Below are 20,538 nucleotides of genomic sequence, written 5' to 3'. Positions count from 1 at the left end.
GAATTACAGCCATCTGACGACTCGCCGCAGGGGAACGGGACGCTGCCCGTTGATGCACCTACCGTTGACAGTGTGAAACGGACACCCATGGAACTTGCTGCAATTGCCAGCGCCGCTGTGCCTGGGCTAGCCCCCACCGGCGTCACCGGCGCACCCGACGACGCCGCCGACTTCGACTCGGCGCTGCTGGTCGACGCTGCCGGAAAACAGTGGCGGGTCCGCTCCCCCCGGCACCCCGAGGCGAGCATGCGGCTGGAAACCGAACTGCAGGCACTCCGGGCATTCACACCCGCGGTCAAGGCGGAACTGCCGTTCCTCATCCCGCACATTGCCGGCAGCGTCCGTCAGGGCAACCTCAGCACCTTCGTCTATTCACACCTCGAAGGAAGCACGCGCGACCTTGGGTCGCTTGCCGCCGCCGGGCGCCCCATGGCCGCCGAACTGGGGCGGGTGCTCGCCGCAATCCACGACCTGCCGCAGGACCTCGTCCAGCAGGCGAACCTTCCAAGCTATGAGGCGAACGAGTTCCGGCAGCGCAAGCTCAACGAGCTTGACCAGGCCGCAACGACAGGGCGCATCCCCCCGATCCTGCTGCGGCGCTGGGAGCACGCGCTCGAAGACGTGACCCTGTGGCGCTTCAGCGCCACTGTCGTCCACGGAGACCTCCATGAAGACCACCTGCTGATCGCGCGGGGGAAGGTCTCGGCGGTGACGGGGTGGACCGACCTGCGCATCGGCGATCCGGCCGATGACTTTGCGTGGCTTGCCGCGGTGGAGGACAGCGGGTTCGTCGAGGCCGTCTACGCCGCCTATGCGCAAGCCCGCACCACCTCGGTCGATCCGCATATCGCCCGGCGCGCCGCCCTTGCCGCGGAATTCGCCCTCGCGCAGTGGCTGGTGCGCGGCCTGGCGATGGAGGACCGCCAGATGATCGCCGAAGCCCAGGAGATGATGTCGATCCTCGAGGCCGACGTTCGGGAGATTGAACTGGCGCAGCACGAGGCACCGCCCGCCGCGGCACCTGCGGCGTCGGGCCCCACGGGAGGCGCCCGCACCGAGGGTGAAAAGAACGTCCCGCACGCCGGCCTTCGCTCCGGTGCCACGCTCCTCCCGCCGACCGGGGAAGCACCCGCACCATCAAAAGACGCTTCCTCCGGCGCGGGCCGTCCCGATGCCGGATCATCGCCGGCCGATCCGGCCGCCCCTTCGGCTGCCGCTGCCTCGCCGGGAATCGCCGGAAGCGCGGGAGGCACCGGAGCCGCGGGCCCGGAGGACGACGGACTGCCCGCTCCGGCCGAACCTTCTCCCCGGGTCACCGTGGTCGGCGCCGTGCACGATGACAACCCGCTCGACGACGCAGCCTTCGGCGGCGGAGCCTACTCCCCCAGCGTTTCCGGACGCGCCGGTGGCTCTTCGGCCGTGACCGTCCTCCGCCCCGGCACTGCCGGTGCGGCGAACGACACCGAAACGACGGCACTGCCGATCGTTTCCTCCCGGAGCTAGCCGCGCCTTTCCACCCTGCCGCGTCCCACCCTTGGCGTACGGCCCCGTCATCCCGCCCCATCGCGGGCCGCACCGCGGCGCACGCAGCCACGCTCCATCGCGTGCCTCACGATGTGGCCGGGCGCGGCCTGCGCTTCACCGGGGTGAGTCGCCCTGCTGCTGTCCTGCGTCGACGGCCCGCACAATGATGCGTTCGAGTTCGGCCTCCCCCGCGAGGTCGTGCGGGCGGACCAGCAGGTTGTCCGCCACATAGAAGAATGCTGCGCGCACCTCGTCGAGCGGGACGCCCTTGAGCCGGGACCAGGCCAGCCGGTAGAGGGCCAGCTGGACAGATTTCGCCGCGCGCTCCGCCGCGCTTGGCGGCCTGCCGGTCTTCCAGTCGATGAGGTCCCAGGCGCCGTCGGGATCCCGGAAGACGGCATCGATCCGGCCGCGGACGACGACGCCGCCGACGTTCGTCTCAATTGGCACTTCGATGCCGTCGGGCATCCTTGCCGCCCATTCCGAGCTCCGGAAAATGTCGGCCATGTCCGCCAGCCCGAGCGCCGAATCGACATGGGCATCCGCGGCCCCGGGGTACTCCCCGAGGTCGAGCATCCCGCTGGTCCCATAGAACTCCTCGATCCACGCGTGGAATGCGGTCCCCTTGCGCGCTGCAGACCCCGGCTGGCGCGGCACCGGCCGGCGCAGCTGCTGGATGACCGCGGCCGGATCCTCCCCCAGCTCCACGAGGGTCGATGCCGAGATGTGGGGCGGGAGCCGCACGGGAAGCACCTCTTCGTCGCTCGCCTGCCGGGCCAGCGCCAACTCAACCTCGTCCGTCCAGCGCCCGTTGCGTGGAAGCAGCAGCTGCATCCGTGCGTCGTCCGCCTCGGCGAAGGCCGCGGTTGCCGCGGCAACCGCCGCGGCCGCGTCCTCGACGGCGGGGCGGCGGAGTCCGAGGGGATCGATTGGCCACACCGCCCGAAGCGGAACAGCATTGGCCGGATTCTCGCTCCCCTCCTCATCCTGTCCCACCCACGACGAGACAGTGAAGCCCGGTTCGCCCTGCTCGGCCAGCCCGTGAAGGTCAAGGAGGTACCCGGAGGGAGGCGTCGGCTTGCTCCGTCCGCTGCCCCAGACGGACGAGGTGCACACGAGCACATGCTTGGCCCGGGTGAAGGCGACATAGGCGAGCCGTCGCTCTTCCCGTTCGGCATGGGCACCGGCCTCGTCGGCGAACCGCTTCTCGCTGTCGAGCCATTCCTTCTGGTCGGGCTGCTCCCAGTCCCACTGTGGCAGTTCGGGGGCGTCTCCGCGGAGGTTCCAGGGAATCGCCGAATCGCCGCTGCTCCACCGCGAGTTACCTCCGCTGGGGAAGCTTCCTTCGTTGAGCCCGGGCACAAGCACGACATCCCATTCCAGGCCTTTGGACGCATGGACCGTCAGAAGCTGAACTGCCTCGCGGCTTGCCTCAAGCTGGGCCACGGGGAGACCGTCCTCCTCCGCGTCGGCCGCCTCAAGCCAGGCGAGGAAGGCGGGGAGGTCGACCCGTTCGGCGCTTGAGCTGAAGCCTGCCACCGCTTCGGAGAAGGCGTCGAGGTTCCGGCGCGCCTCATGGATGCCGACGCCGGGCTTCGCCGCGACCTCGATGTCGAGCAGGATCGAACGCTCGACCTCTCCGATGATCGTGCCGAGGTCGTCCCCCACGTGGTCCCGAAGCCGGCGCAGCTCTCCGCGGAGCCGCTCAAGCCGGTGCCGTCCCGGCACGCTGAGGGAGCGTCCGGCGGATGAAACCCAACCCGCAGGAGGAAGCTGGTCCACCGCTTCGACGAGGCTCCCGCTCTCCGCTGCATCGTGCTCGACGACACCCTCGACGGCGCCGCCGTCCTCCGGCGCAAAGCCGTCCATCATGCCGCCGACAGCGGGTGCGGGCCGCACGGTGCCCGGCGCGGGAGCCGCGCCGGCCGTTCCCGCGGGACCGCCTCGGGGATCGCGTCGTGCCGCCGCTTCCCGCGTGCGCGCCAGTTGCCGCGACCAGTCGCCGAGAGCCATGAGGTCCGCCGGCCCGATCCGCCAGCGGGCTCCGGCAAGCAGCCGCAGCATCGAGTCGGACCGGTCGGGGTCTCCGAGGACCCGCAGTACCGCGAGCAGTTCGACAATCTCGGGGGTGCGGAGCAGCCCGCCGAGTCCGACAATCTGCACCGGGATGCCGTGTTTTTCGAGTTCGCGCCGGATCGGCTCGAACTGCTTCCGTCCCCGGCACAGCACGGCGATGCTGGGGCGCACCCGGGCTCCGTCCTCGTCCCGCTCGAACGTCCTGCGTGAGTGGTGGATCACCTGCTGGGCCAGCGCTTCAGCCTCGCTGACAGGACCGGGCGCATGGCGCTCCCCGTCCGCGGTTCCGGGCAGCGTGTCCCCGGCGGGCCGGGCATCGAGGAGGTAGCGTCCGAGAAACACCTCCCCCCGGGGCGCGCCCGGTTTGGGCAGCAGCTCCGGCACCTCAAGGGACGGGGCGAACCGCAGCCACGGCGCGGGAACGCCCAGCGGACCCGAGACGGTGTTGGCGGCGGCGAGGATCGACGTTGAGTTGCGCCAGGCCACCGACAGGTTGGCCACCGGCGACGGTGTCCGCCTGCCCCCTTCCGCCGGCGCGGGGAACGCGGTGCGGAACGTGCCCAGCTGGCCCGCGGAGGCTCCGCGGAAACCGTAGATCGACTGATGGGGATCACCCACGGCCGTAACGGCGCGGCCGTCGGCGAAAAGGCGGGAGAAGAGAACCATCTGCGCGTGCGAGGTGTCCTGGAACTCGTCGAGGAGCACCACCTGGTACTTCCTGCGCTCCATGGCGGCTGCCTCGGGAATCTCCTGGGCGATCCGCGCCGCCAGGGCGACGAGGTCGCCGAAGTCGAGCTGGCGGCGGGCCAGTTTCGCCTCGGCGTACTCCTCGACAAGTTCGGTGACGCTCACCCGCGTCCGCAGGCGGTCGAGGAGGCCGCCCACGGCCTGGGCGGGGCGGCGGGAGGCCGTGGAGGAATAGGGCAGCGCCTCCACCGCATCGATGTGCGCGCGGAGGACAGCACGCACCTCCGCCGGGGAGGTGAGGTGTTCGGCGCACTCGCCCGCCATCGCGAGCACCGCCTTGACGAGGGTTGACTTCGCAGCGGTGAAATGGCTCCATTCGCCGCGGTACGCCTCGACGACGGAACTGGCCAGCTGCCAGGCCTGGGCCGTTCCCAGCATCACCGAATCGCGTTCGACGCCGATCCTCAGCCCATAGTCCTGAACGATCCCGTTGGCGAAGGAGTGGTAGGTCGACACCGCGGGGTCGAGGCGGTCCTCCCCGGCTTCGAGGCCGTCGCCGTCGATGATTCGGTACAGGGAGGCGAGGCGCTGCCGGATCCGCGTGCCGAGCTCTCCGGCCGCCTTACGGGTGAAGGTCACGCCAAGGATTTGTTCGGGTCGCACCAGCCGGTTCGCGACAAGCCAGACAACACGGTCCGCCATCGTCTTCGTCTTGCCCGAACCCGCTCCAGCAATCACCAACAGCGGTTCGAGGGGTGCTTCGATGACGCGGGCCTGGTCGGCCGTCGGATACAGCACCGGCGACCCGGGATCGGTGTGGAGAAGCTCGGCCAGTTCACGTGCGGAAAACCGCATGCCGGCGGTCTCGGGCTCCGGGCGGTTCACTCGGTTACCTGCTTTCCTTCGGCGCACAGCGGACAGATTTCCGGCAGGCGGCACCCGGTGCCGCCATACCCCGACCGTGCCGGGTCGTGCACCGTTTCGAAGTCCGCTGCGGCCATCCGTCGCGCGGCCTCGGCGATCATGGAGTGCGCCCACTGCTCACCGTGTTCGAGCGGCTGCTGTTCCTGGGTTGAGACTTCCTTGTTCTTCGTTCCGAGGTGCACCAGCGCCGCGCCTCCGGGAACCTGGCTGCCTGCGGCGTCGTTGAGTCCGCCCTCGGCCACTGCGGCCTGGTAGGCGGCAAGCTGGGGGTGGGCTGCGATCTCCGCCTTGGCGGGGGCCGACTTTCCGGTTTTCAGGTCCACCACCACGAGGCGCCCGTCCGCGTCGATTTCGAGCCGGTCGATCTGCCCTTTCAGGCGGGCGACCCGCTCGTCGTCGTTCACCGTCACTGGAATATCGACAGAGAAATCGACCTCCGTCGCCACGAGCTTCCGGCCCGTCGACCGGGCCGTAATGACGTACGCGGCAAGCTTCCGCACCATTGACTCGGCACGCCGGAAATCGACCTTGCCTTCCCAGTTGTCCTTCATGCCCAGCGAAGGCCAGCGGCGGACCAGTTCCTCCACGTACTCCCCGCCGCTCGCCTCCGGGAGGTCCTGGGCGATCTGGTGGACCAGGGTGCCCAGCGAGCGTGCGAAGTCTGTGGCAGGTTCACCGCCGGCTGCCGAAACGAACCAGTTGAGCGGTGAGCGGAGGACCGACTCGACCTTCGACGGCGACACGGGGATCGGAGCCTCGGGCGGCACCACAGGCTCGGTGGAGCTCAACGGCAGCAGCCCCCACCACTGGGCGGGGTGGGCGCCGGGAACCGGCAGGGCCGAAGCCGCCATCCTGCCCAGGTGGGAGACCGCTTCGGCGGCCAGCACGGGATGGCGGGCGGTGTCCTGGGCGGACTTGCGCAGCTCGGCGACCAGCGCCCGAAGGGTCAGGGGCCGCTGCACTTCGGTCATCGCCCGCTCGCTCACGCCGGCCGGAAGCGGATCGACGAGATCGAGGAACTGCGACGGCTGGTCGTCCTCGGATGACACGGCGCAGCAGATAAGCTCCTCGGTCGCCCGGGAAACGGCTGTGGAGAACGTCCTCAGCTCGTCGAAACGGATCTCCCGGAGCAGGCTGAGCGGGTCGCGGTAGTCCCGGAACGACGCACCGTAGTCGAGAAGCGCCCGGAGCTCGCCGGAGCCAAGCAGCTCGCCGCGAAGGCGCAGGTTCGGCCACGTGCCTTCCTGCAGGCCGGCCACGATGACCACCGGCCAGTGCCGGCCCGCGGCGCTGGCCGGGGTCAGCACGGACACCGAGGCCCGCCGGTGCGCCCGGGCGGCGAGGGTGTCCATCGGGATCTCCTGGCTGAGGAGGTACTCAAGGAAGAGTTCGGCCGGCGCGCCGGGCATCTGGTCAACAAACCGCTCGGCCGCCTGGAAAAGGGCGAGCATCGCATCGAGGTCGCGGTCGGCCCGGACCGCCCCCGGCCCTTCGGCGAGCGCGGCAGCCGACCACCGCGGGGAGAGCCCCGAGGCGGACCACAGCGCCCAGAGGACCGATTCGGGGTCGTTGGCCGCCGACTCAACGGCGGCCCGTCCCGCCTCGATCATGCGTGCAATCCGCAGGGCGGGCCGGGCCTCCCGCGGCAAACCCGCGCCGTAGGAGGGGTGCGAGAGGAGTTCAACGAGCAGTTCGTCGCTGCTGCGCCCGCCGCCGTCACCGAGCTCACGCCGGCGCAGCACCTGCCGCAGACGGCGTAGCTCAAGGCTGCTTGCCCCGCCGATGCGCGAGGTCAGCAGGGCAACGCACAGCTCGGGGGTGAGATCGGTCTTCCCGACGACGACCGAAAAAATCTCGAGCAGCGGGCGCACGGCGGGCTCGTCACGGATGGCCGTCTCGGCGGCGGGAACGTTGACGGCAATTCCCTGCTCCGAAAGGAAGCGCTGAATGGAACGAACCTGGCCGCCCGTGCGGACGATCACGGCGATGTCCTCGAAGCTCCTTCCACCGAACAGGTGCGCCTCGAGGATCCTCTGGGCGATGTACCGCTGCTCGTGGAAGACGGAGTTCACGAGGTGGGCTCCGACACGGCCACCGGTACCGCGGGCGCCAGGAGCCGGTGGTGCATTCTCCGGCGCTGCGCTCTCCGGTGCTGTGTTCTCCGGTGCTGTGTTCTCCGATGCTGCGTTCTCACACCCAGTGTCCTCCGGCCCGACGGAACGGGGCCAGTCCGCCCGCGGTGCGGCATGGCGGTAGGCGCTGCTTCCGCCCGCCGTGGCGATGCGGGAGGCCACCGTCCGCCAGGACTCAAGCAGCGGTGCCGGAAGGGTGAAGGAGGCGGGCAGCACGACGGTGCGGAACCCGCGGCCGGCGTCGAGCTGATCCGCGAGCAGGTGCGTCAGCTCCGGGCGGGCGCCGCGGAAGCCCTGGACGGCGGTGTCCGGGCACGACGTGACAACGACGTCCTTGTCCCTGGCGAGCAGCCCCAGCAGGGCGTGGACGGCGGGATTCGCCTCCTGGTAGTCGTCGACAAGGATCAGCTCAAGGCGCCGCCGCTCGTCTTCGAGGAACTCCGGGTCCTGTTCCAAGAGCTCCCGGGCGGCGGTCAGGATGCCGGCGGGGTCGAAAGCTTCGGGCATCCTGAGGTCAAGCACGTCGCGGTATTCGCGGTAGAGGTGGGCGGCGGCCACCCAGTCGGGGCGGTCGAAACGGACACCCCAGTCCCGGAGCTCGCCCGCCGAGGCCCCGTACTCGCTCACCCGGTCGAACAGCTCGCGGATTTCCTGGCGGAACCCCCGGGTCCCGAGGGCCAGGGCAAGACTCTGCGGCCAGGCGATGGCCGGTGCGCCCTCCCTGCCGTGGCCTGCGAGCAGCTCCTTGATGATCAGGTCCTGTTCGGCGCCCGAAAGCAGCCGCGGCGGGCGAAGCACGTGGGGCATGCGGCCCTCGGCCCGTGCCCTGCGGATCAGGTCGAAGGCGTACGACCCCCAGGTCCGGGCCGGTGCGCCGCTGAGGCTTCGGTCGAGGCGCTGCGTGAGGTCGTCGCGCAGGCGTGCCGCCGCGGCCCGGGAAGGGGCAAGGAGCAGCAGGGCCGACGGATCGAGCAGACCCGAGTTGATGCGGTGGAGCGCCGTATCGACAAGCAGCGTTGACTTCCCCGTGCCCGGTCCGCCCAGAACCAAAACCGGGCCCGACCCCGGGGCACTCGTCATGACCGAGGCGGCCTCCGCGGAGGAGGCTTCGCCGGGCGCAGCCGCTGGCCCTGACGGCTGGACGGCAGGCTGGTGGACGGTTGTGGTCATGCTTCCACTTCATCATCCGGCGCCGACAGTCTGAGCGACGCGCGCCGGTGGGAGCCCGACATTCCGTCCCGCTGCTGCCGGCGCGCCCGGGCAATCATCGAGAGTTCCTCCTCCGACGGGCTCCACCGGGCGCGGCGGAGATCGACCGCGTAGTCGGCGTCGCCCGCGCGCGCCCGTTTCCGTGTCTTGAGCGGGGTGTCTTCGGCCTGGTAGTGGGCCAGGGCGTCGCGGGCGAGCCCCCGGGGCGGATAGCCGCCGGAACGGATGACCCGCCACCACGGAACGGCTCCTCCCGCCCGGCTCATTGCCGCACCAACCTGCCGTGGGCCGCCGGCTTCAAGCAGTTCGGCAATGTCGCCATAGGTCAGCACACGGGCCGGTGGGATCAGCGCCACAACATCGAACACCGACTCTGCGTAATCCAGCAGCAGCGGCGGCACTGAGCGGTCCTCCCCGGTCGGCCCGGAGTCGGAGTGCGCGGCTCCAGCGCCGGTTCTGCGGCGGTCGGGCGGATCCTGGCACATGCCCTCAACCCTAGCCGGAGCGGCTCCCGGGAAATGTCGTCGGGCCCGGTTAGCGTTGCCCCATGAGCAGTTGGCACAGTCTTCCCCGCGCGGCGTTCGATCTCGAAACCACCGGACGTGATCCTCGGGAGGCACGCATTGTGACTGCGTCGATTCTTGTGGTGGACGGCGCGGGAAGCGTTCTTGAACACCATGAGTGGCTCGCCGACCCGGGAGTCGTTATCCCCGACGAAGCGGCCGCGATCCACGGGGTCGACACCGAGCACGCCCGGGCCCACGGACTTCCACCGGCCGTTGCCGTCGAACAGATCAGCAGCGTGCTCCACCGGCTGTTCGATGCGGACATGCCGGTTCTTGCCTTCAACGCGCGCTACGACTTCACCGTCCTGGCCCGGGAAGGTATCCGGCACGGGGTACCGACCCCGCACCCGAGGCTCGTGCTTGATCCCTATGTGATGGACAAGCACGCCGACCGGTACCGGCCCGGCAAACGCACCCTGACCGCAATGTGCGACCACTACGGGATTGGGTTCGAGAATGCGCACACCTCCGCGGCCGACGTCGCCGCCACGTTGCGGGTGGCCGACGCGCTCGCTTCACGCTTTCCCACGCTGTGCCGCCCGGCAACCGAACTGCATGAGTCGCAGGTGACGTGGGCGGCCCGGCAGGCCCAAAGCCTCGAGGAGTACCTGCGGCGCTCGGATCCCGCGGCAGTTGTCGAGGGTGAATGGCCCGTCCTCGAGGCCGCCGACGCGGCCGAAACGGGTGCGGGCGCCGGCCACGGGGGCACGGAAGCGGCCCTGGTCGGGGTGTAGCCGGCGGCGGACCGCCGCCGCTTCGCAAGCAGCGGAATTGGGGCGTTGCCGCTGCCGTCGAGGCGATACAGCGGCGGAATCATTACCTTTCTTTACGCCTTTCGTGCGTTCTACGGGTGACGCAACGCACACAATTTCAGGCCGTTTCGCCATGCGTGCAACGATGAGGCCGTGCTTTTCCGCACCTCCCCGCACCTTCCCGCAGACCCAATACTGAGGACCTATGATCACCGTCACCGATCTGCGCAAGACATACCGTCAGGGTGACCGCACCATCGCTGCCCTCGATGGCGTCAGCCTCGAGGTCCCCCGCGGTTCGATCCACGGCATCATCGGCCACTCTGGTGCGGGAAAGTCGACGCTGGTGCGCTGCCTGACCCTCCTTGACCGCCCGACGTCGGGGTCGGTGTCAATCAACGGCCGGGACCTCACGCGGGTCGGCAACTCCGAAATCCGCAGCGCCCGGCGCCAGATCGGCATGGTCTTCCAGCACGCAAACCTCCTTGACTCACGCACCGCCGCCGGGAACGTCGCGCACCCGCTTGAACTCATCCGGACCCCGAAGACCGAGATCGAGGCGAAGGTCTCGCGCCTGCTCGGCCTTGTCGGGCTCGAGGGTTTCGCCGGCGCCTACCCCTCGCAGCTCTCGGGCGGGCAGAAGCAGCGGGTGGGGATCGCGCGGGCGCTTGCCGCCGATCCCGAGGTGCTGCTGTGCGATGAACCGACCTCCGCCCTCGACCCGGCCACCACCGAGGGCATCCTCGAACTCATCCGCGACCTTTCGGACACGCTCGGACTGACCGTGTTGATCATCACCCATGAGATGAACGTCGTGAAAAAGGTGTGCGATTCGGTCTCACTGCTCGAGAACGGGCGCATCGCCGAACACGGCCAGCTCCGCGACCTCGCCGGATCCCTCAATGGAAAGCTCATGCAGGCGCTGCTCCCCCTTCCCGCCCGCGACGCCGTCACCGGCTGGCCGGAGCTTGAGCTGCTCACCTCGGGCGAGGGCGGTTCCGACCCGGTCCTCTCCGACCTGGCGCGGCGGTTCTCGCTCGACATCACGCTTCTTGCCGGAAGCGTGGAAAAACTGGCCGGCGAGCGGTTCGGCCGGCTGCGCGTTGAACTGAAACCTGCCGGATCGGCCACGGGCAGCGCGCCGGGTGAGCCGCACCGGCTGCCGGTGGACGACGTCGTCGCACACCTGCGCGCACGCGGCGTCGCTGTGGAGGTTGCGGCATGAACTTCCTCGAAGAGCTCGCAAACAATCCAGGCATCACCCGGGCCCTGCCCGAAGAGTTCATGGCGACAATCCAGATGGTGTCCATCGGAGGGTTCTTCACCGTACTGATCGGGCTGCCCCTTGGCGTGTTCCTTCACACGAGCGCTCCCGAAGGCCTCCGCCCGCTTCCGGTCGTCCACCGCCTGATGTCGGACGTCATCGTCAACATCACCCGGTCCGTCCCGTTCGCGATCCTCATGGTGTCCCTCATCCCGCTCGCGCGGCTGCTCACCGGAACGTCGATCGGCCCCGTCGCAGCCTCGGTGTCGCTGAGCATCGGCACCATCCCGTTCTTCGCCCGCCTCGTTGAGACGAGCCTGCGGGAGGTCGGCGCAGGCAAGGTCGACGCCGCGCTGGTCATGGGTTCGACGCGCATGCAGGTCGTCACCAAGGTCCTGCTCCGGGAAGCCCTCCCCGGCCTCATCGCCGCCTGCACCACAACGCTCGTCACCCTTGTCGGGTACTCGGCAATGGCCGGAATCATCGGCGGCGGAGGGCTCGGGCGCCTCGCCTACAACTACGGCCTTCAGCGTTTCGACACAACCGTCATGGTGGTCATCATCGTCATCATCGTGCTGATTGTTCAGCTCATCCAGCGGGTGGGCGACAGCGCGGCGGCCCGGTTCGACCACCGCACCGCCGCGACCGCCGGGTCCGGGCGCCAGCGCCGGGCGGGGCTCCGCCAGCCGGACACCGCGCTCTGACCCGGACGGCGCCGCCGGCCCGCGCCACCTAAGAATTCCCGCCTGCCCGGGTGCTTTTTCCGGGAGGGCGCGGACGGCAGCCAGTAGCCGCTAGCTGCCCCACTTCCGGCCCTTCGGGCGCCGGGCACCTGAAAGGACACGTTCTTCGTGCGCAAACTACTCTCAATCGCCACGGCCGGCATCGCCGCGTCCCTCGCCCTTTCCTCCTGCGGCGGCGCCACGGCCGAAGCCGAAGTCACCGAGTCGCTCGACCCCGCCAAGCCTGCCACCGTCACCGTCGGCGCCAGCCCCCAGCCGCATGCACGCATCCTTGAATTCGTTGACGAGAACCTCGCGGAGGGCAGCGGCATCGACCTCGACATCGTCGAATTCGATGACTACACGACGCCGAACATCGCCCTCCGCGACGGCGACCTTGACACCAACTACTTCCAGCACCTCCCCTACTTCGAGCAGCAGGTCGAGGGCCAGGGCTACGAGTTCTCCCATGGAGAAGGCGTGCACATCGAACCGTACGCGGCGTTCTCCGAGAAGCATAAGAACGTCGCGGCGCTTCCCGACGGCGCCCGCATCGCGATCACCAACGACCCCTCGAACCAGGCCCGTGCGCTTACCCTGCTCGCGGAGGAGGGCCTGCTTGAAGGCATCGCCGAGGACGCCTCGGTGCTCAACCTGACCGAGGAACAGAATCCCCGCAAGTTCGAGTTCATCGAGAACCAGCCGGAGCTTCTCCTCAACGACGTCAAGGATCCGAGCGTCGACCTGGCGATCATCAACGGCAACTACATCCTCGATGCCGGGCTGAGCACCGAGGACGCGCTCATCGTCGAATCAACCGAGGGCAACCCGTACGCCAACTTCCTCGCCTGGAACACGGCGTCGGAGGGTGACGCCCGGATCGAAAAGCTCGAAGAGCTGCTCCACTCCCCCGAGGTGCGCACCTTCATCGAGGAGCAGTGGCCAAGCGGAGACGTAACCGCCGCGTTCTAGCCTCCAAGACAATCCACTGCGCAGTAATGACAGGAAAAACCCTCCTGGGGCCGTCATTACTGCGCAGTGGATCTGTTCTTAATGCTGGGCGGCTGCTGCTGCCTTGGCGGCGGCCGGAAGCGCCGCAAAGACCCTGTCCATCGCGGCGTCGTCGTGGGCCGCGGAGAGGAACCACGCCTCGAAGACCGACGGCGGGAGGTAGACCCCCGAGTCGAGCATCGAATGGAAGAACGGGCCGTAGCGGAACGCCTCCTGGGCCTGGGCATCGGCGTAGTTGCTGACGCCCCGCTCGGAGGTGCCGAAGGCAACGCTGAACAGGTTTCCCGCCCGCTGGATCGAGTGGTCGACCCCGGCCCGGCCGAGCTCCTCGGACAGGGCGGTCGAGAGTTCGAGGGACCGGGCGTCGACGTGGCGGTACACGTCGTCGGTCGCGGCCGTCAGCGTGGCGACCCCGGCGGCCATCGCGAGCGGGTTGCCCGAGAGCGTACCGGCCTGGTAGACCGGCCCGAGGGGTGCGAGGTGGTTCATGACGTCCGCGCGGCCGCCAAGGGCGGCAGCGGGAATGCCGCCACCGATCACCTTGCCGAAGGTCAGCAGGTCCGGCGTCCACGGGTCCGCGGCGTCGGGGGCCCCGCCCGTCAGCCGCCAGTACCCGCCGCGGTGGGTGCGGAAGCCCGTCATGACCTCGTCAACGATGAACAGCGCGCCGTGTTCGGTGGTGATCCGTGACAGGAACGCGTTGAACCCGTCCTGCGGAGTCACGACACCCATGTTGGCGGGCGCGGCCTCCGTGATGACGGCGGCGATGTTCTCGCCGTGCTCCCGGAAAGCTTCCTCGACGGCGGCGACGTCGTTGTAGGGAAGCACGAGGGTCTCGGCGGTCGTCGCCTCGGTCACGCCTGCCGATCCGGGCAGGGCGAGGGTCGCGACGCCAGATCCGGCGGCGGCAAGGAGGCTGTCCACATGGCCGTGGTAACAGCCGGCGAACTTGATGATCAGGTTGCGGCCGGTAAAGCCGCGGGCGAGGCGGACGGCGGTCATTGTTGCTTCGGTACCCGTCGAGACCATCCGGAGCAGCTCGACAGCCGGCACGCGTTCCTTCACGAGCTGGGCGAGGTCCGCCTCGGCCGGCGTTGAGGCGCCGAAGGTCAGCCCGTGGTCGACCGCGCGGTGGACCGCCTCAATCACGGCGGGGTGGGAATGCCCAAGGAGGGCGGGACCCCATGAGCAAACGAGGTCGACGTAGTCCTTCCCGTCCGCGTCGGTCACGTGGGCGCCGTGTGCGTCGACGAGGAACCGCGGAGTGCCGCCAACCGATCCGAAGGCGCGCACCGGGGAGTTGACGCCGCCGGGCATCAGGCCGCGGGCACGCTCATAGAGTTCTTCGGAAGTGCTCATTGTCGGTTTTCCTTCAGCTCGGGGTTTCATTGAGCCAGAGCGCAAGCTCCGAGGCCCAGTAGGTGAGGATGATGTTGGCCCCGGCCCGCTTGATGCCAAGGACCGATTCCTCGATGGCACGCCGGCGGTCGATCCAGCCATTGGCCGCCGCAGCCTCGATCATCGCGTACTCGCCGGAGACCTGGTAGGCGGCTACCGGGACCGGGGACATCGCCGCCACGTCGGCGAGGATGTCAAGGTAGCTCATTGCGGGTTTGACCATGACCATGTCCGCTCCTTCCTCGAGGTCGAGTTCCACCTCGAGGAGGGCCTCGCGCCGGTTCGCGGCATCCATCTGGTACGTGCGACGGTCGCCCTTGAGCTGGGAGTCCACGGCTTCGCGGAAGGGGCCGTAAAAGGCGCTCGCGTACTTGGCGGCGTAGGCAAGCACCCCCGTGGTCGTGTGGCCGGCCTCGTCGAGGGCCTGGCGGATGACGGCGACCTGCCCGTCCATCATGCCGGAGGGACCAAGGACGTGCGCTCCGGCGTCGGCCTGCGCCACGGCCATCTGCGCGTAGACGGCCAGGGTCGCATCGTTATCGACGGTTCCGTCGTCGGCGAGCACTCCGCAGTGGCCGTGGTCGGTGAACTCGTCGAGGCAGACGTCGCTCATGACAACGAGGTCGTCGCCCACCTCGGAGCGGACGTCGGCGATGGCGCGGTTGAGCACACCGTTCGGGTCGAGGCCCGCGCTTCCGGTCGCGTCGCGGTGCGCGGGGATACCGAAGAGCATGATCCCACCGACGCCGCGTTCCACGGCCTCGGCGGCGGCCCGCCGCAGCGAATCGGTGGTGTGCTGGAGCACTCCGGGCATTGAGGTGATCGGCGAGGGCTCCGAGAGGCCCTCGCGGATGAAGGCGGGAAGGATCAGGTCCGAGGCGCTGACACGGTTCTCCGCCGCAAGCCGGCGCAGCGCGGGGGTGGCCCGCAGGCGGCGCGGCCGGTGCTGGGGAAAGCTCATTGTGGAACTCCATTCGGTGAGGGTGGACGTGTGGTCTCGGCCGCGGCGCGCACGGCGTCGGCGACTCCGCGCGGGGTCGGGGCGGCCGCCGTGGCGCCGACGACCAGGCCCATGCCGGCGGCTTCGGCTGCGGTGCGTGAACCAATGGCGACGACGTGGAACCCTGCGCCGGCAGCTTCGGAGAGCACCGCGCAGAACCGGCGGACGGTGCTCGGGGAGGTCAGCACGACAGCGTCGACGCTGCCCTGCGCGGCAAGGTCGCGGAACCGTGCGGTGTCGATCAGGCGTAGACCGGCCGGCGCGGGTCGGGAGGGCAGGCGCCGGGACGGGTCCGCCGGGTAATCGACGGTCCGGTAGGCATCGACGCGGCTCACCTGCAGCCCCTTGGCGGCGAGGCCGTCGGCAAGGACATCGTCGGCGATCGCGGCCTGGGGCAGCAGCACCGCTCCGGGGCCCGCGGGCATGGCGCTGATCAACCCGAGGGAGGATTCCTCACCCGGCGGAACCAGGGCCACCGGGATGCCTTCCCCGGCCAGGGCCCGCCGCGTTGCGTCGCCGACTGCCGCGACGGAGACTCCCGCTCCCACAGCGGCGGACAGCGGATGCCCGCGGCGGGACGCGGCAAGCTTCAGCGAGGCCACGGTCGTGGCACTTGTGACGATCAGCCAGGCATACTCCCCTGCGGAGAGCGCCCCGAGCGCCGCCTCGAGCGGAACCGGGTCCTCGGGCTCCTCGAAGTCGATCAGCTGAAGCACCAGGGGTGCCGCGCCCCGCCGCTCGAGCTCGGCGGCCATTCCCGCGCACCGCTCCGGGGCACGCAGGAGGACCACCTGCATGCCGTCCAGGTCGCCGCTGTCCGGGTGTTGAGGCACGACGGTCAGCTGCTCAGGGGAGCAATCCGCGCAGCTCCCGCCTCAAGGAGCTCTTCGGCCAGGAGGACGCCGAGCCGTGCCGCGCCCTCGGGGCCCGTGTCGGGTGTGGAGCCGGCACGCCGCAGGATCGTCCGCCCGTCCGGGCTGCACACAACGGCTTCGAGGCGCAGCACTCCCCCGCGCACTTCCGCAAGAGCGCCGATCGGTGCGGCGCATCCGGCCTCGAGCTGCAGCAGCACCGCCCGTTCCGCCGTGACTGCCGCCCGGGTCTCCGCGTGGTCGTAGGCGGCAAGCGCCGCGTCGAGGGTCCCGTCGGGTTCGCCGAGCCGGCGCTCGACCGCGAGCGCTCCCTGGCCGGGGGCCGGGAGCATCACGGCAGGATCGATGAGTTCAGTGATCGCCGCCTGCCGCCCGAGGCGGTGCAGGCCTGCCGAGGCCAGGACGACGGCATCAAGGTCGCCGGGGGCGCCGTCGACGAGGCCCGCCACGCGTCCCAGACGCGTGTCGACGTTGCCGCGGATGTCGACGATTTCAAGTCCCGGCCGCGCGGCCTTGAGCTGAGCTGCGCGGCGCGGCGAGCCGGTGCCGACCTTCGCGCCGTCGGGCAGGGTGGCGAGGGTCAGGCCGTCGCGGGCGCACAGCGCGTCGCGGAAGTCGGCACGCTCGGGGACGGCGGCCACCGTCAGCCCGGGAGCGGGTGTGGTGGGGAGGTCCTTGAGTGAGTGGACGGCGAGGTCGCAGCGCCCGTCGAGGAGCGCCTCGCGCAGGGCGACGACGAAGACACCCGTGCCGCCAATCTGGGACAGGGGGCCCTTCAGGACGTCGCCGTCGGTGCGGACGCGCACAAGCTCGTACTGCTCACCGGCCAGTTCGGAGATCCGTTCCGCCACGGTGGTGGTCTGGGTCAGCGCCAGGGCGCTGCCGCGGGTTCCGACGCGGATTGAGGCGTTCATCAGGCTCCGGGGTTGGGCAGCGCGGTTCCCACGGTGGAGTCCACTGCCGCGATTGTTGGTTTTTCGCCCCGCCGGTTCGCGCAGCAGTTGGGCCGGCACACGTCGAACCAGGGGCCCAGCGCGGTGGCGGCGGGCCGGTCAGTGATGTTGTTGCTCACCGTGCGCTCTGAGACGAGGTCGATCAGGCCCGCGACGAACTTCTCGTGCGTGCCCGGGGTCGGCACCCGGTCGGCGACAAGCCCGAGCTCGGCGCAGGTTTCAAGGGCCTCGGTGTCGAGGTCCCAGGCGACCTCCATGTGGTCGCTGACGAAGCCGAGGGGAACGATGACGACACCCTTCACTCCGGTTTCGGCGCGGTCACGGAGGGCGTCGTTGATGTCTGGTTCGAGCCAGGGGATGTGCGGGGCGCCGGAACGGGACTGGTAGACAAGCGACCATTCGACGCCGGCGGCTTCGGGGACGCGGTCGAGAACTGCCTGCGCGGTCGCAAGGTGCTGTGCCACATAGGCGCCGTCCTCGTACGCCGGGCCGCCCTCGGCGTTGCGCGGGCCCGACGCGTCGGCGTCGCCCGTCGGAATGGAGTGGGTGGCGAACATGATGTGCACCGGGGCATCGCCCTCGTTGCGTGCGGCGAGGCCGGCGCGCACAGCCGCGAGCCCGTCCGTGACGCCCTCGACGAAGGGCTCGACGAACCCGGGGTGGTCGAAGTACTGCCTGACCTTGTCCACCTCGAGGCGGCCTTCCAGCCCGGCCTCGATCAGGGCCATCCCGAGGTCTTCGCGGTACTGCCTGCAGCTCGAGTAGGAGGAGTAGGCGCTGGTGGTGACGGCGAGGACGCGGCGGTGGCCGGCGTCGTATGCCTCCTGGAGGGTGTCGGCGATGAACGGGGCCCAGTTGCGGTTTCCCCAGTACACGGGCAGGTCGATGCCGCGCCGGCGCAGTTCGGCCTCCAATGCCGCGCGCAGCGCCCGGTTCTGGCTGTTGATCGGGCTGACGCCGCCGAAGGTGCGGTAGTGGTGGGAGACCTCTTCGAGCCGTTCGTCGGGGATGCCGCGCCCGCGCGTCACGTTGCGGAGGAAGGGGATGACGTCGTCCTGGCCCTCGGGCCCGCCGAAGGAGGCGAGGACGATCGCGTCGTAGTCCTTCGGTGCCATGCGGCCGGATTCGTCGACGCCGTCGAGCGGGTTGAACGCCTGGGCTGTCACTGGAGCACCTCTGCGATTTCGTTGGGGCTGATGCGGCGTCCCGTGTAGAACGGGATCTCCTCGCGCACGTGGCGGCGGGCCTCGGTTTCGCGCAGGTGGCGCATGAGGTCCACAAGGTCGACGAGGTCGGGCGCTTCGAGCGCGAGGATCCATTCCCAGTCGCCCAGCGCGAAGGAGGAAACGGTGTTGGAGATGACCTGCGGGTACTGGCGGCCCTTCATGCCGTGGTCGTAGAGCATCTCGCGGCGTTCCTCGGTGGGCAGGATGTACCAGTCGTAGGAGCGCACGAACGGGTAGACGCAGACCCATTCCGCTGGGGCGACGCCGCGGGCATAGGCGGGCACATGGCTCCGGGAAAATTCGGCGTCGCGGTGGACGCCCATGGCGGACCAGGCGATCTCGGTCTCGGCGAAGACCTCGGAGCGGCGGATGTGGCGGACCGCTGCCTGCAGGTCCTCGGCACGGGGGCCGTGCAGCCATACCATGACGTCGGCGTCACCGCGCATGCCCGAGACGTCGTAGAAGCCGCGGAGGGTCACCCCCGACTCCTCGAAGGAGCCGAGAACGTCCTCAAGGGAATGGGCGGAGGCACCGGGGGCCGCGGCGGCCCGCTTGAAGACCGTCCACAGAGTGAAGAACAGCTCCTCGGGCGCTTCGGCTTCACCGGTTTCCCGGGAGTCCTGGGCGGGGGCTGTGGATAGGGTGTCGCCGGTTAGCTCGGTCATGCTACTAGTCTGCCTCCTGCGCCGATTCAATCCGAAATTCCCTACTTCTACGCACTGTAGAAGTAGGTGGTCTCACCTTATCGCATCAGGGGGCGGCGCGCTCAGGCAGCGGCGGCAGTCCGAGGCGGTCCGCGAGCGCCTCGGCGCGCACTGTGGCGTCGTCGATCACTGCCACGAGGCCCGTTCCCGAAAGCCAGGCGCCGGTGAGTTCGAGCATGCCCGCCTCCGCCGCAGCAGCCCGGATGCGCGCCACCTTTTCACGGTGGCCCACAGCCGCATGCGGAAGGGCTCCGGCCCAGCGCACGACGTCCCAGTCGACGACGTCGGAACGGCCGATGGGGACGCCGAGCAGTGTCGACGCGTCGGCGAGCGCGAGTTGGAAAAGCGCCTCGTCGCCGGTTTCCGGACCTGCCTCACCCGGGCTCCCGCCGGCCCTGCCGAAGGAAAGCCGCAGCACGTGCGAGCCGGGTCCGGCCTGGTCGCGCAGCCACTTCCACTTTGCCGTCGCATGGGTCAACGCCTTCGCGCTCACACCGTTGATGCCCCGCGCGACGAGGACACCGGTGCCGCGCGGGGAGGCGTCCAGTTCGGGCACGTCGACCACCAGCGTCACCAGGGCGACTCCCGGAACCGAGGCGGGTCGTTCTGCGGCGAGCCGTGGAAGTTCGCCGGCGAGGAGGTCAACGGCAGCCGGCCCCTCCGTGGCGAGGACCACCGCCGCGGCGGTGATGCTCCGCTGCAGGGTCGAGTGCTCGGTCGACACCGCCCAGCCGCCGGAGGGTGAGCGCCGAAGGCCGCCGACTGTCTCACCGGTGCGCAGGTCAGCCCCCGCATCAGTGAGCGCCTGGACCAGGGCGTCGCGCAGCACCAACATGCCACCGCGGATGCCGGCCACCGCCGAACCTGCCGGTGCGGCCTGCCGCAGCGCGCCGGCCGCAGCACCCAGCGACCCCAGGCGGGCCATTGCGGCGCGCAGCCCCGGCGCAACGGAGTCGACGTCGAGGGTGTCGGGGTCGGCCGAGAACACCCCGCCGGCCACGGGCGCCACCAAGCGGTTGAGCACCTCGTCGCCCATCCGGGTGCGGACCAGCTCTCCGAGGCTCACAGCGGGGCGGGTGGCAAGCGACCCCAGCGGCAGGACCCGGTCAAGGGAGGCGCGCAGCGCTCCGGCACGGCCGATTGCCGCAACCGTCTGGGCGTCGGCGGGATCGGCCGGGATGCCGAGGATCCCCGAGCTCGGCAGCGGCTGGGCGCTTCGCTGCAGATCCTTGCCCTGCAGCTGCACCCAGGCCCCCGGGCCCTCAGGGGAGACAATCCGGTCAGCCAGTCCGAGGGCGGCGGCGACGTCGGGCACAGTGCTCGACCTCGTGGAGAACGACTCGGCCCCGCTGTCGAGGCGGAACCCGCCGAGCTCGTGCGCACCAACGCAGCCGCCGAACTCCCCCGCCTTCTCAAGGACCGTCACCGACGCGCCCCGCAGCAGGAGGATGCGTGCGGCAACAAGCCCTGCGATTCCGCCTCCGACGACAACGACGTCGGGACCGCCCTGCGGCACGG

15 protein-coding genes are annotated in these 20,538 nt (G+C 69.9%); 5 read left to right on the top strand and 10 right to left on the bottom strand.

What is annotated here, in order from left to right; translation table 11 throughout:
* Window positions 1–72: 72 nt before the first annotated feature.
* Window positions 73–1,503: a macrolide 2'-phosphotransferase gene (locus AC4D14_RS00650; protein ID WP_490899641.1), complete on the top strand. Its 1,431-nt coding sequence runs from the start codon at window positions 73–75 to the stop codon at window positions 1,501–1,503.
* A gap of 135 nt (window positions 1,504–1,638) precedes the next feature.
* Here the strand turns inward: AC4D14_RS00650 and AC4D14_RS00645 are convergent, their stop codons facing one another.
* Genes AC4D14_RS00645 through AC4D14_RS00635 form a run of 3 tightly spaced genes read right to left on the bottom strand, consistent with a single transcriptional unit; the run spans window position 1,639 to window position 9,037 of the window.
* A complete protein-coding gene (locus AC4D14_RS00645) occupies window positions 1,639–5,142 on the bottom strand; it encodes an ATP-dependent helicase (RefSeq protein WP_490900461.1) in 3,504 nt (1,167 codons plus the stop codon).
* 26 nt (window positions 5,143–5,168) lie between these two features.
* A complete protein-coding gene (locus AC4D14_RS00640) occupies window positions 5,169–8,513 on the bottom strand; it encodes an ATP-dependent helicase (RefSeq protein WP_490899640.1) in 3,345 nt (1,114 codons plus the stop codon).
* Window positions 8,510–9,037 carry an MGMT family protein gene (locus AC4D14_RS00635; protein ID WP_490899639.1) on the bottom strand — a complete coding sequence of 176 codons (528 nt, stop codon included), beginning with the start codon at window positions 9,035–9,037 and terminating at the stop codon, window positions 8,510–8,512. The genes AC4D14_RS00640 and AC4D14_RS00635 overlap by 4 nt, the downstream gene beginning before the upstream one ends.
* Window positions 9,038–9,099: 62 nt before the next feature.
* Between AC4D14_RS00635 and AC4D14_RS00630 the strand changes: the two genes are divergently transcribed.
* The 4 genes from AC4D14_RS00630 to AC4D14_RS00615 all read left to right on the top strand — a co-directional run bounded on the left by AC4D14_RS00630 (window position 9,100) and on the right by AC4D14_RS00615 (window position 12,828).
* Window positions 9,100–9,852, top strand: a complete 753-nt coding sequence (locus AC4D14_RS00630; protein ID WP_490899638.1) for a 3'-5' exonuclease — start codon at window positions 9,100–9,102, stop codon at window positions 9,850–9,852.
* A 223-nt stretch (window positions 9,853–10,075) separates the two neighbouring features.
* A complete protein-coding gene (locus AC4D14_RS00625; RefSeq protein WP_490899637.1) occupies window positions 10,076–11,095 on the top strand; it encodes a methionine ABC transporter ATP-binding protein in 1,020 nt (339 codons plus the stop codon).
* Window positions 11,092–11,838, top strand: a complete 747-nt coding sequence (locus AC4D14_RS00620; protein ID WP_490899636.1) for a methionine ABC transporter permease — start codon at window positions 11,092–11,094, stop codon at window positions 11,836–11,838. Before AC4D14_RS00625 ends, AC4D14_RS00620 begins: the two co-directional genes overlap by 4 nt.
* Window positions 11,839–11,985: 147 nt before the next feature.
* Window positions 11,986–12,828: a MetQ/NlpA family ABC transporter substrate-binding protein gene (locus AC4D14_RS00615; protein ID WP_490899635.1), complete on the top strand. Its 843-nt coding sequence runs from the start codon at window positions 11,986–11,988 to the stop codon at window positions 12,826–12,828.
* 78 nt (window positions 12,829–12,906) lie between these two features.
* Here the strand turns inward: AC4D14_RS00615 and hemL are convergent, their stop codons facing one another.
* From hemL to hemG, 7 genes are all read right to left on the bottom strand, one after another.
* On the bottom strand, window positions 12,907–14,226 hold the full coding sequence (hemL, locus tag AC4D14_RS00610; protein ID WP_490899634.1) for a glutamate-1-semialdehyde 2,1-aminomutase: 1,320 nt from the start codon (window positions 14,224–14,226) through the stop codon (window positions 12,907–12,909).
* Between the two features lie 13 nt (window positions 14,227–14,239).
* The gene (gene hemB / locus AC4D14_RS00605; protein WP_490899633.1) at window positions 14,240–15,226 is read right to left on the bottom strand and encodes a porphobilinogen synthase; all 987 of its coding nucleotides are present in this window, start codon (window positions 15,224–15,226) and stop codon (window positions 14,240–14,242) included.
* Window positions 15,223–16,098: a uroporphyrinogen-III synthase gene (locus tag AC4D14_RS00600; protein ID WP_490899632.1), complete on the bottom strand. Its 876-nt coding sequence runs from the start codon at window positions 16,096–16,098 to the stop codon at window positions 15,223–15,225. The genes hemB and AC4D14_RS00600 overlap by 4 nt, the downstream gene beginning before the upstream one ends.
* A gap of 5 nt (window positions 16,099–16,103) precedes the next feature.
* Complete coding sequence (hemC, locus tag AC4D14_RS00595) at window positions 16,104–17,051, bottom strand: hydroxymethylbilane synthase (protein ID WP_490899631.1); 948 nt, start codon at window positions 17,049–17,051, stop codon at window positions 16,104–16,106.
* On the bottom strand, window positions 17,051–18,205 hold the full coding sequence (locus AC4D14_RS00590) for a ferrochelatase (protein ID WP_490900460.1): 1,155 nt from the start codon (window positions 18,203–18,205) through the stop codon (window positions 17,051–17,053). The genes hemC and AC4D14_RS00590 overlap by 1 nt, the downstream gene beginning before the upstream one ends.
* Before the next feature lie 47 nt (window positions 18,206–18,252).
* Window positions 18,253–18,981 carry a hydrogen peroxide-dependent heme synthase gene (hemQ, locus tag AC4D14_RS00585; RefSeq protein WP_490899630.1) on the bottom strand — a complete coding sequence of 243 codons (729 nt, stop codon included), beginning with the start codon at window positions 18,979–18,981 and terminating at the stop codon, window positions 18,253–18,255.
* Window positions 18,982–19,066: 85 nt separating this feature from the next.
* Window positions 19,067–20,536: a protoporphyrinogen oxidase gene (hemG, locus tag AC4D14_RS00580; RefSeq protein ID WP_490899629.1), complete on the bottom strand. Its 1,470-nt coding sequence runs from the start codon at window positions 20,534–20,536 to the stop codon at window positions 19,067–19,069.
* Between the last annotated feature and the right edge of the window lie 2 nt (window positions 20,537–20,538).

The organism is Arthrobacter sp. TJ-254 (assembly GCF_058269175.1).
Note: the sequence above shows the minus strand (reverse complement) of the source record. Positions and strands in the feature narration are given on the sequence as shown.

What these genes read in the sequence shown, in the direction of transcription:
- hemC (WP_490899631.1), bottom strand. Translation starts at nt 17,051, where the DNA reads ATGAACGCCTCAATCCGCGTCGGAACCCGCGGCAGCGCCCTGGCGCTG.
- AC4D14_RS00630 (WP_490899638.1), top strand. Translation starts at nt 9,100, where the DNA reads ATGAGCAGTTGGCACAGTCTTCCCCGCGCGGCGTTCGATCTCGAAACC.
- AC4D14_RS00635 (WP_490899639.1), bottom strand. Translation starts at nt 9,037, where the DNA reads ATGTGCCAGGATCCGCCCGACCGCCGCAGAACCGGCGCTGGAGCCGCG.
- hemQ (WP_490899630.1), bottom strand. Translation starts at nt 18,981, where the DNA reads ATGACCGAGCTAACCGGCGACACCCTATCCACAGCCCCCGCCCAGGAC.
- AC4D14_RS00620 (WP_490899636.1), top strand. Translation starts at nt 11,092, where the DNA reads ATGAACTTCCTCGAAGAGCTCGCAAACAATCCAGGCATCACCCGGGCC.
- hemB (WP_490899633.1), bottom strand. Translation starts at nt 15,226, where the DNA reads ATGAGCTTTCCCCAGCACCGGCCGCGCCGCCTGCGGGCCACCCCCGCG.
- AC4D14_RS00625 (WP_490899637.1), top strand. Translation starts at nt 10,076, where the DNA reads ATGATCACCGTCACCGATCTGCGCAAGACATACCGTCAGGGTGACCGC.
- AC4D14_RS00645 (WP_490900461.1), bottom strand. Translation starts at nt 5,142, where the DNA reads ATGCGGTTTTCCGCACGTGAACTGGCCGAGCTTCTCCACACCGATCCC.
- AC4D14_RS00590 (WP_490900460.1), bottom strand. Translation starts at nt 18,205, where the DNA reads ATGGCACCGAAGGACTACGACGCGATCGTCCTCGCCTCCTTCGGCGGG.
- AC4D14_RS00640 (WP_490899640.1), bottom strand. Translation starts at nt 8,513, where the DNA reads ATGACCACAACCGTCCACCAGCCTGCCGTCCAGCCGTCAGGGCCAGCG.
- hemL (WP_490899634.1), bottom strand. Translation starts at nt 14,226, where the DNA reads ATGAGCACTTCCGAAGAACTCTATGAGCGTGCCCGCGGCCTGATGCCC.